Origin of the sequence: Parasedimentitalea psychrophila (genome assembly GCF_030285785.1) — a bacterium.
GTDB classification, from domain to species: domain Bacteria; phylum Pseudomonadota; class Alphaproteobacteria; order Rhodobacterales; family Rhodobacteraceae; genus Parasedimentitalea; species Parasedimentitalea psychrophila.
Map to the genome: position 1 here is coordinate 2558429 of NZ_CP127247.1, position 14181 is coordinate 2572609.

At 60.8% G+C, this 14181-nt stretch carries 14 protein-coding genes; 6 read left to right on the forward strand and 8 right to left on the reverse strand.

Annotated features, from left to right (window positions below; genetic code table 11):
* Window positions 1-145: 145 nt before the first annotated feature.
* From QPJ95_RS12455 to lgt, 5 genes are all read right to left on the reverse strand, one after another.
* Complete coding sequence (locus QPJ95_RS12455) at window positions 146-934, reverse strand: Hint domain-containing protein (RefSeq protein ID WP_270917924.1); 789 nt, start codon at window positions 932-934, stop codon at window positions 146-148.
* 318 nt (window positions 935-1252) lie between these two features.
* Window positions 1253-1420: a hypothetical protein gene (locus QPJ95_RS12460; protein WP_270917923.1), complete on the reverse strand. Its 168-nt coding sequence runs from the start codon at window positions 1418-1420 to the stop codon at window positions 1253-1255.
* A gap of 276 nt (window positions 1421-1696) precedes the next feature.
* Window positions 1697-2452, reverse strand: coding sequence for a peptidoglycan editing factor PgeF (pgeF, locus tag QPJ95_RS12465; RefSeq protein WP_270917922.1), 756 nt, complete (start codon window positions 2450-2452; stop codon window positions 1697-1699).
* Window positions 2449-3516 carry a class I SAM-dependent methyltransferase gene (locus QPJ95_RS12470; protein WP_270917921.1) on the reverse strand — a complete coding sequence of 356 codons (1068 nt, stop codon included), beginning with the start codon at window positions 3514-3516 and terminating at the stop codon, window positions 2449-2451. Before QPJ95_RS12470 ends, pgeF begins: the two co-directional genes overlap by 4 nt.
* Window positions 3513-4436 (reverse strand): prolipoprotein diacylglyceryl transferase, encoded by a 924-nt coding sequence (lgt, locus tag QPJ95_RS12475; protein WP_270917920.1) that lies wholly within the window; start codon window positions 4434-4436, stop codon window positions 3513-3515. Before lgt ends, QPJ95_RS12470 begins: the two co-directional genes overlap by 4 nt.
* A 97-nt stretch (window positions 4437-4533) precedes the next feature.
* Between lgt and QPJ95_RS12480 the strand changes: the two genes are divergently transcribed.
* The 5 genes from QPJ95_RS12480 (at window position 4534) to QPJ95_RS12500 (ending at window position 7734) form a co-directional block, all read left to right on the forward strand.
* On the forward strand, window positions 4534-4782 hold the full coding sequence (locus tag QPJ95_RS12480) for an accessory factor UbiK family protein (protein ID WP_270917919.1): 249 nt from the start codon (window positions 4534-4536) through the stop codon (window positions 4780-4782).
* A gap of 315 nt (window positions 4783-5097) precedes the next feature.
* Entirely contained in the window at window positions 5098-5598 is a 501-nt protein-coding gene (locus QPJ95_RS12485) for a type III secretion system chaperone family protein (protein ID WP_270917918.1), read from the forward strand.
* 39 nt (window positions 5599-5637) lie between these two features.
* Window positions 5638-6453, forward strand: coding sequence for a pyrroline-5-carboxylate reductase (gene proC, locus QPJ95_RS12490; protein ID WP_270917917.1), 816 nt, complete (start codon window positions 5638-5640; stop codon window positions 6451-6453).
* Window positions 6446-6784 (forward strand): tRNA-binding protein, encoded by a 339-nt coding sequence (locus QPJ95_RS12495; protein WP_270917916.1) that lies wholly within the window; start codon window positions 6446-6448, stop codon window positions 6782-6784. Before proC ends, QPJ95_RS12495 begins: the two co-directional genes overlap by 8 nt.
* Window positions 6784-7734: a 2-hydroxyacid dehydrogenase gene (locus QPJ95_RS12500; RefSeq protein WP_270917915.1), complete on the forward strand. Its 951-nt coding sequence runs from the start codon at window positions 6784-6786 to the stop codon at window positions 7732-7734. Before QPJ95_RS12495 ends, QPJ95_RS12500 begins: the two co-directional genes overlap by 1 nt.
* Before the next feature lie 74 nt (window positions 7735-7808).
* On the opposite strand, the gene QPJ95_RS12505 is transcribed toward QPJ95_RS12500, so the two are convergent.
* Window positions 7809-8411 (reverse strand): thymidine kinase, encoded by a 603-nt coding sequence (locus QPJ95_RS12505; protein ID WP_270917914.1) that lies wholly within the window; start codon window positions 8409-8411, stop codon window positions 7809-7811.
* Between the two features lie 374 nt (window positions 8412-8785).
* Between QPJ95_RS12505 and QPJ95_RS12510 the strand changes: the two genes are divergently transcribed.
* A complete protein-coding gene (locus QPJ95_RS12510; protein ID WP_270917913.1) occupies window positions 8786-9244 on the forward strand; it encodes a hypothetical protein in 459 nt (152 codons plus the stop codon).
* 48 nt (window positions 9245-9292) lie between these two features.
* Here QPJ95_RS12510 and QPJ95_RS12515 read toward each other — a convergent pair whose 3' ends face one another.
* Both QPJ95_RS12515 and carB read right to left on the reverse strand, forming a co-directional pair.
* A complete protein-coding gene (locus QPJ95_RS12515) occupies window positions 9293-10417 on the reverse strand; it encodes a beta-ketoacyl-ACP synthase III (RefSeq protein WP_270917912.1) in 1125 nt (374 codons plus the stop codon).
* A gap of 339 nt (window positions 10418-10756) precedes the next feature.
* Window positions 10757-14116, reverse strand: a complete 3360-nt coding sequence (gene carB / locus QPJ95_RS12520; protein WP_270917911.1) for a carbamoyl-phosphate synthase large subunit — start codon at window positions 14114-14116, stop codon at window positions 10757-10759.
* Window positions 14117-14181 lie beyond the last annotated feature (65 nt).

The window sequence follows — 14181 nt, forward strand, 5'->3', positions numbered from 1 at the left end:
TATTGTGCAGCCTAGATAGAGGTCTGATTGACGGAGGAAAAGGCACAAAGTGCCGCGTAAGGGGGCGCTGCCCCCTCTTGGCCATGCGGCCAATTCACCCCTGGGATATTTTTGGCCAGATGAAGAGCGGACCGCGTTTGCGCTGTCAGCGCCCGGATGGGACTGCGGCGATCTGACCTTCGCCCGCGCGTGCATAGGCCACCGGGCCAAAATCTCCCAACTGATTGATGTGGCTGAACATGTTCAGGTACAGGGTTCGGATGGCGTGACTGGTCAGCTGTAGCGCCTTTGGTCCCGGGTGATAGGTTTCAAACTCCAATCCGCCAATTTTGATCACCGCATGACGGTCGAGGCTGAGGTGGAACACTTCGACGGGGGTGGGCGGTGCCGTTTCCACGATGCTCATGCCATCGTGGAATTCATGGACCGGGGTCAGCAGTGGTGCTGTGCCTGCGAGCGCCAACAGGTGAGGCGGGGTGCGCAACAGTCGCGCCGCAGGTCCGGTGATCACGCAGGACATTGGCCCCTGCAGGCCAAAACAATCGGCCATGAAGCTGGTGAGCCTGTGGCTGCGCCCGCGGGTGCTTGCCCGGCCGGGGATCAGGCTGGTACTGCCCTTCCACATCAAAGTTTGGGGACTGCCATCCTGGGTGATCAGGCGATCACCTGGCAATAGATCCTCTACCGCAATCGGGCCAGATTCGGTGTCCACCAGCGAGCCACGGCAAAAGGCGCTGAAGGCTTCTTCGAACAGGGGCAGGGCTGGCGCGATGTGGTGGGTTTCAGCAATATTGCCATTGGGCAGCAGGCTGGCAACCTCAAACCGTCGCAACTGGGGCCGGTTGGAGGCCCGCAGGGTGGCAGGATCCTGCAGAATGGCACTGGATTTCGCCACGTTATTGGCTGCACGCTGTAACGAGTGAGGGATCGCCATTTGTGGTCAGACCTTTTTCAGTTACGCATCTGGGCCGGCCCCCACCGAAACCCTGAATGCTCAGATTGAAATCGCTGTGATGATAAAACGGGGGTATTTACATCAATGTTTCAAAAGCACTGCAGAAATATAGTTTACATGTGTTCCGCTTCCCTGTGACCGCCGGACGGCGTCCCGCGTTGGCGCCAATATCGCGATAATGTCCTAATATCGGGTAAGCGCGGCGCGGGCGGTGTTTCGCTGGCGCAACGGCTGGCTGGCGACGGAGCTGTCGGGTTGAAGCACCGAAATAATTCGCACCGCAGAGACCGACAGAGATCAGGCGCTTTTGACTGCTGCGGTGGTGGTGTCGGCGGTGGTGTCGCGCGGGTTGCGGCGGCGGGCAATAGAGGCCTGCCGGGCCGGACCACGGGTCCAGGGCATGGCGACGTGGTGATTCTGTGCCGCTGCGATGATTGAGTTCAGAAACCTGGTCTTGGCGGTCATGGTGCTTCTCCTGCCGGGGTTTTAGGACCCGTTGCTGTGACTGGTTCCGTTATGCAGCGGCAATGCGCCGCCAATGTGGCTGATAGATGGAATTTGACATTAAGTTGAGGGAGCCAGGGTTTCGGGCGGGCAGGCGCTGAAAACAAACATTTATTTCCGCCTCAGTTGCAATTTGGCGCGGTCGGCAGCGGCAATTGTGGCGGTGGTTTTGCAAAGCAGCCGCAATCTGAGCGCGGCGCTGGGGACCGTGTTTAAACAGGGGGCTCGATTGGGGCCTTACAGGCGAATGCAGGAAATCAGGCGGCCGTAGTCGGCTTCTTTGGAATGGGTGGCGCGGCGGTAGGAGTAGAATCGGTCTGGGTCGGAATAGGTGCAGTGGCGGGTCCACTCGGCGCGACCGATGCCGGCCTGGAGCAGCTTTTGCAGGCCCAGGCCCGGCAGGTCGAACAGGTATTTTCCGGCCTCTCCATTGGCAAAGAACCGGGCGTGGCCCGGGTCCTGCATCATGAAATCCTCAAAGAACTCCTCGCCGACCTCATAGACGCGTTGCGAGATGGTGGGCCCGATTACGGCAACCGTGTTGGCGCGGTCGGCGCCCAGGGCCTCCATCGCGTCCAGAGTGGCCTCGAGCACCCCATCCAGAGCGCCGCGCCAGCCGGCATGGGCGGCGCCTATAACACCAGCCTGGGTATCGGCAAACAGCACTGGCTGGCAGTCGGCGGTCAGGATCGACAGGGCGATATCGGCAACATTGGTCACCATGGCATCCGCCTGGGGGCGGTCTGCTGTGGCGGCTGTGACTGTCACCACATTTGGCGAGTGGACCTGATGAACCCCGGCCAGGGCGGTGGGCGCGACCTGCATGGCCTGGGCTACACGGGCGCGGTTCAGTCTCACCGCCTCGGTTTGATCGGAGGAGCCTGTGCCGCAGTTGAGCCCGTGAAATATACCCGAAGAGGCGCCGCCGCGACGGGTGAAGAAGCCGTGCCGGATCGGCGAGAGGGCGTCAGAGGTGAGAATTTCCAGCGTCATGCGTTCAGTCCCGGTGGCGGAATCGCCTGATCTGGGTAGAGACCCAGTACTTTGAACAGGTTTCCCATTTCCTGTGGATGCGTCAAGCGTTGATGTGCACCGATCAGGCTGTCCAGATCGCTGCCTGACAGGGACGCCGCCAGAGTCTGGGCGCGGGTGGTGATGCCAAGACGGTCGAGAAAGATCCCCTGTGGAGTGACGCGGCTATAGGCGCAGCCGGCGGCTCTGGCGGTCAGGGCCAGCGCCTCAAAATCCACATGTGCGGTCAGATCCAGCTGTCCGGGGTCGGTCAGCGCGTCGGCGAATTCATGGCCGCGCAGGGCTTGCAGGGTATCGCCAAGGGCGCGCCAATCTCCGTAATCCACAATCAGCGCCGCGCCGCCATGTCTGGCGAGGCGCTGGGCGATCAAGGCTATGATAGGGGTCGCCGCCTCGCAGATCTCGACCAGATCGCCGTCGTCGGTGTCGGCCAGGCGATGGTTAAGCGCCGGTTGCGCGGTTAGTGGCCCCAGACCAAAGGTCAATTCACCCTGTTTGCGTCCAATCCGCTTTTCCCGCCACTGCTTGTCCTCGCGCAGGAACTGGCGAATGGGCAGCGCGTCGAAGAATTCGTTGGCGACTAGCCACAGGGGTTGATCCGGCAGCAGATCCACGGTGTCCTGCCACTGCACGGGGTAGCCGCTTAGCGCGAGTTGCTGCTTGGCTTGCAGTGTGGGTGAGGCCTCGACCAGAATAATCTGTGCCGCCTGGTGAAAGCCGGGGACAGATTTGGTGGCGCGCAGCAGGTCGGCCATCAGGGTGCCGCGTCCGGGGCCGAGCTCGGCCAGAGTGAACGGCGCTGGGGCGCCCTGATCGAGCCAGCTTTGCGCCAGTGACAGGCCCAGCATTTCGCCAAACATCTGGCTGATTTCGGGGGCGGTGATGAAATCACCCGCCGCGCCCAGCGGGTCGCGGGTGGTATAATAGCCATATTTTGGGTTCAGCAGGCACTCGGCCATGTAGTCAGCGACCGACAGCGGCCCATCGGCGTCGATGCGTGCGATCAGGTGATCCCGCAGACTCATGGCTTGGCCGGTGTTTTTGACTGTGTTTTGACCTGTGATTTGGCCTGGGCGCGCAGGATGAAGAAGACGCCCAGTATGATCATCGGCAGCGACAGCATCTGGCCCTGGGTGAGGCCGATCCCGTCGATTTGCCAGGCCAGTCCCAGAGGATTTCCGGGCGAGACAAACTGAGCGTCTGGCTGGCGGACAAACTCAACAAGGAAGCGCGCGGCGCCGTAGCCTGACAGGAAGGTGCCCAGCACCAGACCCGGTTTGTGAAAGGCTCCGCGACGATAGGCCAGCCATATTAGCAGGGTGCCCAGCAGCAGCCCCTCTAGCAGCGCCTCATAGAGCTGCGAGGGGTGGCGGGCGCAGATCTCGCCCAGGGCCTGACCGCAATCCTGTGCCGCATAGCCCGGAAAGGCGACCCCCCAGGGCAGATCGGTGGGGCGGCCCCAGAGCTCGGCGTTGACGAAGTTGGCCAGTCGGCCCAGCAGCAATCCAGGCGCCACCGTATGGGCCACCAGATCCGCCATGCCCAGTTTTGGGATGTTATGGCGCCGCGCATAGATCCAGCTGGCAACAATAACGCCGAGCAAGCCGCCGTGAAAGGCCATGCCGCCCTCCCAGACCCGCAGGATTTGCAGCGGGTCATCAAGATAGACGCCGGGTTGGTAAAACAGCACATATCCCAGCCGCCCGCCGAGGATAACGCCGAGAATGATCCAAGTGAGCAGATCCTCGACCTGATCGGGGCGCATGGGCGGGGTCTGACCGGGCCAGAGCGCTGGGCGTTTCAGGGCCGCAACGGCCAGCCGCCAGGCCAGGACAATGCCAGCGATATAGGCCAGCGCATACCAGCGCAGGGCAAACTCGAACCCGGCAATGGAAATCGAGAAGATATCGGGCGAGAGGTCGGGGAATTGGATCATTGCATACATGTAAATCTGAATGCCCGTGCTGAGGATATAAAGTCAACGTCTTGCCGCCGACCAATTGCTTGCCCATATAGGGAGCAAGCCAGCCATGGAGAAGATGATGCAAACCCGAAATAAGATCCTCGACGATATTTCTCAGCTTATGACCAACGCTATGGGCGTGGCGCAGGGCGCCAAGGACGAGGCCGAAACCGCGATGAAAGGTCTGATGGACCGCTGGTTGGCTGATCGCGACTTTGTGACCCGTGAAGAGTTCGACGCGGTGCGGGCGATGGCGCAAAAGGCGCGTGAAGAGAATGAGGCGCTGAGTGTTCGACTGGCGGCGCTGGAGCAGCCCTCCAAAGACTGACAGCGCCCTGACGCTGGCTGTTTGCTCACACCGGTGTGGCCCCGTGGTTGCGGGGTCGCTTTTTGAGTATTCTAAACAAGATGAAGATCCCGCGGATCACGCCAAGGATCTGGACACAGGCCCTGTATTTTGGGGTTAGATGTCTTTCATCCACAACTTATTGCAGTTATCCCCAAAATAAGGGTTGCCACGGCGCCGCTTCAGTCCCACCATATTTGGTGTGGATACGGGGGCAATTCCCCGGTCAATTGTGCAATCAACTAGTCATGGGGTTCTAACGGGCCTCTGCAACTAGAGATTTTGTGAGGTGGCACCGTGACCCTTTCCGAGCATCACCTGGACGATGATCTTCACCCTATCGATATCGTCGAGACCCTGGCCTCGCATCATGACTGGGAGTTTGACCGGGTGGGCGATGACCAGATCTCCATGGCTGTCGAGGCCCAGTGGCGGACCTATGCGCTGATCCTGGCCTGGTCAAGCTATGACGAGACATTGCGCATGGTGTGCAGTTTTGAGATGGATCCGCCTGAGGCGAAGCTGCCCAAGCTCTATGAGCTGCTGAACAAGATGAATGACCAGTGTTGGACGGGCGCCTTTACCTATTGGGCCAAGCAAAAGCTGATGGTCTATCGCTATGGTTTGGTGCTGACCGGCGGCCAGATCGCAGGCCCGGAGCAGATCGACACCATGATCAACTGCGCCGTCAGCAGTGCCGAGCGCTATTATCCGGCGATTCAGCTGATGGTCTGGGGCGACCGCTCACCCGAGGATGCGATGCAGGTGGCCATTGCAGAGGCCTATGGTCGCGCGTAACACTCGGCTCTGAACTGAGTGTCAGGGAAGGGCGAGCAGATGGATATGTCGGATATTGCAGCGCGGGGGCTGGTGCTGCTGGGCTGTGGCAAAATGGGATCGGCGATGTTGGCCGGATGGCTGGATGGCGGATTGCCGGCGGCGTCGGTCTCGGTGATTGATCCCTATCCGTCTGATTGGCTGCAGAGCAGTGGCGTTTTGATCAATCAGCCGCTGCCCGCCGCACCGGCCATTGTGCTGATCGCGGTCAAGCCGCAGATGATGGGCGCGGCGCTGCCCAATCTGCAATTGCTGGGCGGTGGGGGGACTTTGTTTGTCTCAGTCGCTGCGGGCACCTCGATTGCCACTTTTGAAGATATTCTGGGCGCGGGCACGCCGATTGTGCGCGCCATGCCCAACACCCCCGCTGCGATCCGCCGTGGCATCACCGCAATCATCGCCAATCAGACCGCCACTGCGGCGGATCTGGACGCTGCCGAGCTGTTGTTGTCGGCGGTGGGGCAGGTGGTGCGGCTGGACAGCGAGGCGCAGATGGATGCGGTGACCGGGGTCAGTGGCTCTGGCCCGGCCTATGTCTTTCACCTGATCGAAACCCTTGCGGCGGCAGGCGTGGCGCAGGGGCTGCCAGCCGAGCTGGCGATGCAATTGGCCAAGGCCACGGTGGCTGGCGCCGGGGCGCTGGCCGAGACATCTGAGGACAGCCCCAGCCAGCTGCGGGTCAATGTCACCAGCCCCAACGGCACCACGCAGGCAGCACTTGAGGTCTTGATGGATGAAAAGTCTGGTTTTCCGGCGCTGTTGAGCAGGGCTGTCGGGGCCGCAACCACCAGATCTGAGGAATTGTCGCGTGGCTGAGATTTCAATGGATGAGTTTTTGAAGGTGGATGTGCGGGTGGGCACGGTTTTGCGTGCAGAGCCCTATCCGGAGGCACGAAAGCCGGCGATCAAGCTGTGGATCGACTTTGGCGGTGAGATTGGCGAGAAAAAGACCTCGGCGCAGATCACTGAACATTACCAGCCCGAGACGCTGGCGGGCAAACAGGTGATGGCGGTGGTGAATTTCCCGCCGCGTCAGATTGGCAAATTCATGTCGGAGGTGCTGGTGCTGGGGCTGCCGGACGACAGCGGCGAGATCCGCCTGATCGGTCCTGATGGTCCGGTGCCACTGGGCGGAAGGATGCATTGATGCGGGTATTATTGTCACGGCCACTGACGGCTGAGGTTGAGGCGCGGGCGCGGGCTGAGTTTGATGTCGAGATCCGCAGCAGCACTGCGGTGATGTCTGCCGATGAAATGCAGCGGGCTTTGGTTCAATTTGATGTGGTGATGCCAACGCTGGGCGATGCCTTTGACGCGCAGGTGTTTTCAAAGGTTCCAGATCCGCGCTGCAAATTGCTGGCCAATTTTGGCGTTGGCATCAACCATATCGATGTGGTGGCGGCGAGGGCGGCGGGCATTGAGGTGAGCAACACCCCCGGCGCGGTGACCGATGCCACCGCAGATATTGCCATGACGCTGATGCTGATGTCGGCGCGCCGCGCCGGTGAGGGCGAGCGGCTGCTGCGCTCGGGGCAGTGGCAGGGCTGGCATCCGACCCAATTGCTGGGCCTGCATCTGAGCGGCAAACAGGTTGGAATTGTGGGCATGGGGCGGATTGGCCAGGCGATTGCCCGGCGCTGTCATTATGGCTTTGGTATGCGGGTGAGCTATCTGGCCCGCAGTGCCAAAGAGCTGGATTTTGCGGCTGACCGCGCTGCGAGCCTGATTGCCCTGGCCTCTGAGGTGGACATTTTGGTTGTCGCGGTGCCCGGTGGCGCTGAAACGCGACATTTGATCAATGCGGAGGTACTGGAGGCCATGCAGCCAAGCGCCCATCTGATCAATATATCCCGGGGTGAGGTGATCGACGAGGCGGCGCTGATTGCCGCCTTGCAGGGCGGCCAGATTGGCGGCGCCGGTCTGGATGTCTATGAGTTCGAACCGGTGGTGCCCCAGGCCTTGATGGTGTTGGACAATGTTAGTCTGTTGCCGCATCTGGGCACTGCAACACAAGAGGTGCGCAGCGACATGGGGCATATGGTGCTGGATAATGTCGCCGCCTTTGCCGCCGGGCGGGTGCTGCCCAATCCGGTCTGATCCGAGTTGGGGTGTTGGATTGGGGCGTTGGATTGGGGCCTTTTTATAACGTCTCTGGGGGCGGCGTGGCGGGCTTATTTTTCCGCATGTCTGGGGGGGCGGTCGCCAACTGATTCGCGCCAGTGGCGGCGGCAGAGAGACACATAGGTTTCATTGCCGCCGATCTGCACCTGCGCGCCCTTGGTGATGGCCTTGCCGTTTTCATCCTGGCGGATCACCATGGTGGCCTTGCGGCCACAGCGACAGATGGTGCGGACCTCGCGCATTTCGTCGGCCAGCGCCAGCAGCGCCGCCGAGCCGGGAAACAGCTGACCCTGAAAATCAACCCGCAGCCCGTAACACAGTACCGGCAGGTTTAAATCATCGACCACACGGGCCAGCTGCCAGACCTGATCAGAGGACATAAACTGCGCCTCGTCGACAAAAACGCAGGCGATTTTTCCCTGCGCTATACGCGCAGTGACCATGGCGAACAGATCGTCTGCCGGCACAAACACATCCGCCTCGGCGCCAATGCCAATGCGCGACGCAATGCGACCTGCGCCGGCACGGTCGTCAACCCGGGCGGTCAACAGGTAGGTGTCCATGTTGTTTTCGCGGTAATTGTGGGAGGCCTGAAGCAGCACTGTCGATTTGCCGGCGTTCATGGTTGAGTAGTTGAAGTAGAGTTTTGCCATTTGCGAGGTTTAGCGTCTGGGGGGCAGGGTGGAAACCATTATTGCAGCGCAGCATCAAATTTTGCGCAGCCTATGACCCGGCAAATAAAGCGCCGCCTGTCTGCTTTTTCCATACCGGGCGGAACAGCCCTGGGGATGGATGGATAGAGACAATACAAGCGACGCTTATGGCCGAAAATCGGCCAAGGATCAGGATGCTCACTCACTCCTGGTCCCCATTGGGTACCAAATGGGAAAATTCCACTATTATACTCTTTAAGGTCCCTGAAACCTGAGGGATAGCAAAGGTATTGCATTTCGAATAGAAGACGATAATGGGAAAAAGATCGGGTGGTTCCCCATGGAACGCCGGACTATAAGCCGGGGCGTGATTGATGGCGGATATTGGAACTTATCTAAAAAAGCATACTGAAGCCCTCGTTAAGGATGTCGGGATCGAGGCAGCCTGCCAGATCACCGGGAAATCCAAGGCGACACTGGGGCGGTATTACTCGGACAATGTGGAACATGCGGACCGGTTTATGCCGGTCGATGCGGTGGCCAAGCTGGAGCAGGAATCGTCTTTTCCGCATGTGACATCCGGGCTGGCTGATCTCAAGAACATTGCCTTGTCCTATGACCACCGCAGGCCCAACGCGCCGAGCAGCGGTGGCGTCAATTCGGATGTCATTGCCCTGAGCCAGCGGTTCGCCATGCTGATGGGCGAATACCAGACTGCGATGGAGGACGGTATTATCACCGTCAATGAAGCCAAGCGGCTGCTGCGGGAAACGGTGAATTTGCAACATGTCCTGATCGACATGAAGCTGCATCTGGAAGAAGAGAGCGCCTGAGGTCGCTGACCTGATCGGGCGGCCAGCTTGCGGCGGGCACGGCACGGGCTACCGGTGGCGGCGCAGGATCACCGAGCCGACCGAATAGCCGGCCCCGAAGGAGCAGATCAGACCGAGGTCGCCGGCGTCCAGATCGTCACTATGCTGCGAGAAGGCAATGATCGAGCCGGCTGAGGATGTATTGGCGTAATCCTGCAGGATATTGGGTTGCTCGTCGGGGTCCGGGCTGCGGCCCAGCACTTTTTTTCCAATGAAATCATTCATCGCCTTGTTGGCCTGATGCAGCCACAGCCGTTTCAGATCGGTGTTGGCGATGTGATTGTCTGCCAGATGAGCCGCGATGTGCTGGCTGACCATCGGCAGCACTTCCTTGAACACTTTGCGGCCGTTCTGCATGAACTGCATGTCGCGGCGATCCTTGACCCCGTCGGGGCGCGAGCGGCGCAGGTAGCCGTTGTTGTTGCGGATATTATTGGAAAACTGAGTGGCGCAGCGGGTCGAGAGGATCTCGAAATGGGCGCCAGTGGCGTCCTCCTGGCGGGTGATCAGGGTGGCGGTGGCGACGTCGCCAAAGATGAAATGGCAGTCGCGGTCACGCCATTCCAGGTGGCCCGAGCAGATCTCGGGGTTGACCACCAGCGCGGTGCGGACCGAGCCCGCGCGCACCATGTCGGCGGCGGCCTGAATGCCAAATGTCGCCGAGGAGCAGGCGACGTTCATGTCAAAGGCAAAGCCCTGAGCGCCCAGCAGCTGCTGGATCTCGATCGCCACCGCCGGGTAAGCGCGTTCCAGATTTGAGGCGGCGCAGATCACCAGATCGACATCTGCCGCGCTGCGTCCCGCCTGCTCCAGCGCCTTATGAGCCGCATCCAGCGCCATTTCGGCCATGATCGAGGGCTCATCGTCGCGGCGCTGGCGCAGTTGCGGGTACATGATGTCGGGGTTCAGAATGCCGGTCTTGTCCATCACATAGCGCTGTTCGATGCCGCTGGCCTTGAGGATGAATTCCACCGAGGACTGCGCCATCGGTTCCATCTCACCGGCGGCTATGGCCTTGGCGTTTTCACCGTTGATGCGGTCGGCATAGGCGTTGAAGGCCTGTACCAGTTCGGCGTTGGTGATGATGTGAGGCGGGGTGAAGACCCCGGTACCGGTAATGGCGGGCGTGTGCATGGGCTTTGGCTCCGGGTTTTTCACGGTGCCTGTGATTTGGTCATTTTCAGGGAGGGAGGTCAAGGTGGAGGCTGGGTGCCGCAGGGGCAGGTGGCCGGGGCAGGTGGCCGGGGCGCTGCCCCGGACCCCGAGGTATTTTTAACAAGAAGAAGAGAGCATTCCGCAGCTTTGCGGCTTTGGCCTGAAGATCCGCAGGTCAGGTGCTGCCGGGTGGGTATTGGCCTGAAGACGGCAATGAAAAACCCCGGCCACTTGGACCGGGGTTCTTTGGTTCTAACATCCGGGGCTCCGCCCGTTCGGCGCTGACAACAGTCTGCCAGACTGTTTTCCGGGCGCGCCTTACCCCTGCAGGGCCTTCACCGTGATCTCGCCCTCGGCCTGGACCTTGATCGCCAGGGCGGCGGCGTTGGCGCCGGCGGCGGTGGTGAAGTAGGGGATCCGACCGTAGAGCGCCACCGAGCGCATCTCTTTGCTGTCCTCAACCGCCTGTGCACCTTCGGTGGTGTTCATCAGCAGCTGCACATGGCCGTCTTTCAGCAGATCAACCACATGCGGGCGACCCTCATAGACCTTGTTGACCCGCTCACAGGTCACTCCGTGACCGTCCAGCCAGGTCTGGGTGCCGCGGGTGGCGATCAGGGTAAAGCCCTGCGCCACCAGCACCTGTGCCGCCTCGAGCATCAGCGCGCCCTTGTCGGCGTCCTTGATCGAGATGAAGGCCTTGCCCGTTGATGGCAGCACCATGCCCGCCCCCAACTGGGCCTTGAGGAAGGCGCGCGGGAAATCGCGGTCCCAGCCCATCACCTCACCGGTGGAGCGCATTTCCGGCCCCAGCAGGGTGTCAACGCCGGGGAAGCGGGCAAAGGGCAGCACCGCCTCTTTGACCGAGAACCACGGCATGTTGGGATCGGCCAGCGTCATCGGATCGCCCAAGGGCAACACGTCGTCATATTTGGCGTCTTCCTTATAGGGCGCGCGCAGCGGGAAGTTGCTGAGGGGTTCGCCCGCCATCACACGGGCGGCGATGGAGGCAATGGCGCTGTCGGTGGCCTTGGCAACAAAGGGCACCGTGCGGCTGGCGCGCGGGTTGACTTCGATCAGGTAGATATCGCCGTCTTTGATGGCGAACTGGATGTTCATCAGGCCAACAACGTTCAGGCCCTTAGCGAGGGCATAGGTCTGGGTCTTGATCTCGGCGATGATGTCATCCGACAGCGAGTAGGGCGGCAGCGAGCAGGCGCTATCGCCCGAGTGCACCCCGGCCTCTTCGATATGCTGCATGATGCCTGCAACATGCACGTCTTTGCCATCACAGATGGCATCCACGTCCAGTTCCACCGCGCCGGACAGGTAGCTGTCGAGCAGCACCGGGCTGTCGCCAGACACCACCACCGCCTCGGCGATGTAGCGTTCCAGCTGCGCCATGTCGCGGACGATCTCCATCGCCCGACCGCCCAGCACATAAGACGGGCGGATCACCAGAGGGAAGCCAATCTCTTTGGCAATCTCCAGCGCCTGCGCGTCTGTGGAGGCGATGCCGTTGATCGGCTGCTTCAGGCCCAGCTCGTTGACCAGGGCCTGGAACCGCTCGCGGTCTTCGGCCAGATCAATGGCGTCGGGGGTGGTGCCGAGGATCGGAATGCCTTCGGCCTCTAGCGCGTTGGCCAGTTTCAGCGGTGTCTGGCCGCCAAACTGCACGATAACACCGTGCAGGGTGCCGTTCTGCTTCTCGGTCTCCAGGATCTCCATCACGTGCTCAAAGGTCAGCGGCTCAAAATACAACCGGTCCGAGGTGTCATAATCGGTGCTGACGGTCTCGGGGTTGCAGTTGATCATGATGGTTTCATACCCCGCCTCGGTCAGCGCATAGCAGGCGTGACAGCAGCAATAGTCGAACTCAATCCCCTGGCCGATGCGGTTGGGACCTCCGCCCAGAATGACCACTTTCTTGCGATCACTTGGGCGTGCTTCGCATTCCGCCTCGCCCATCATCGGTGCCTCGTAGGTGGAGTACATATAAGGCGTCTGCGCCTCGAACTCGGCGGCACAGGTGTCGATGCGTTTGAACACGGCGGTGACACCGAGGGCGCGGCGGGCCTTGCGGACGGTGGTTTCGCTGGTTCCGGTTAGATTGGCCAGACGCGCATCGGTAAAGCCAAGCATCTTGAGATTGCGGACCCCACGTTCGTCGGTGGGCAGGCCATTGGCGCGGATCTCGGCCTCGGTCTCGACGATTTCGCGGATGCGGGCCAGGAACCAGGGGTCAAACATGGTGACGCGGTGGATTTCATCATCCGACAAGCCATGCCGCATCGCCTGGGCAATGGTGCGCATGCGGTCGGGGGTCTGCAGGCTGATCGCTTTGATCACCGCAGCCTTGTCGGCACCGGCATCGTCCCACAGGCCCACCGAGACACCGGGGATGTCGACTTCGTCAAATCCGGTCAGGTCGGATTCCATCGAGGCCAGAGCTTTTTGCAGCGACTCGTGGATGGTGCGGCCAATCGCCATCACCTCGCCCACCGATTTCATCGCGGTGGTCAGATAGGGCTCGGCGCCGGGGAATTTCTCAAACGCAAATTTCGGGATCTTGGTGACGACATAGTCGATGCTGGGTTCAAACGAGGCCGGTGTCACCTTGGTGATGTCATTGTCCAGCTCGTCCAGCGTATAGCCCACCGCCAGCTTGGCAGCGATCTTGGCAATTGGAAAGCCGGTCGCCTTGGAGGCCAGCGCCGAGGAGCGGCTGACCCGCGGGTTCATCTCGATCACCACCATACGGCCATCGGCGGGGTTGACCGCCCATTGCACGTTGGAGCCGCCGGTCTCGACACCGATTTCACGCAGAACATTGATCGAGGCGGTGCGCATGGCCTGGTATTCTTTATCCGTCAGGGTCAGCGCCGGGGCCACGGTGATCGAATCACCTGTGTGCACGCCCATCGGGTCGATGTTCTCGATGGCGCAGACGATGATGGCGTTGTCGGCCTTGTCGCGCACCACCTCCATCTCAAATTCCTTCCAGCCCAGCAGGCTCTCGTCAACCAGGATCTGGTGGACCGGCGAGGCATCCATGCCGGTGCGGCAGAAGTGAATGTAATCGTCGCGGTTATAGGCGACGCCACCGCCGGTGCCGCCCATGGTAAAGGCGGGGCGGATGATGGCCGGCAGGCCGATGTCTTCGATCGATTCGAGCGCCATGCGCACGCCTTCGTCCAGGTCGGGTTTGCCACTGTCCAGCTTGGGGGCGGTGACGATTGTGGCGCGTGGGTTTTCAATGCCCAGACGATCCATCGCCTCGCGGAACAGTTTGCGATCTTCTGCCATTTCAATGGCATCGCGGGTGGCCCCGATCATCTCGACGCCGAATTTCTCCAGCACGCCCATCTCTTCGAGCGCCAGAGAGGTGTTCAGCCCGGTCTGTCCGCCCATGGTGGGCAGCAGCGCGTCGGGGCGTTCTTTCTCGATGATCTTGGCGACCACTTCGGGGGTGATCGGCTCAATATAAGTGGCATCAGCCATATTGGGATCGGTCATGATTGTGGCGGGGTTTGAGTTGACCAGAATGACCCGGTAGCCCTCTTCACGCAAAGCTTTACAAGCCTGAGCGCCGGAGTAGTCAAATTCGCAGGCCTGGCCAATAACAATCGGTCCCGCACCAATAATCATGATCGATTGGATGTCGGTTCTTTTTGGCATGGCCATATTCCTTTGATGTGCGCGAGTCGTGGCGCCCCCAAAGCGCCAAATTGTCATGGGTTATA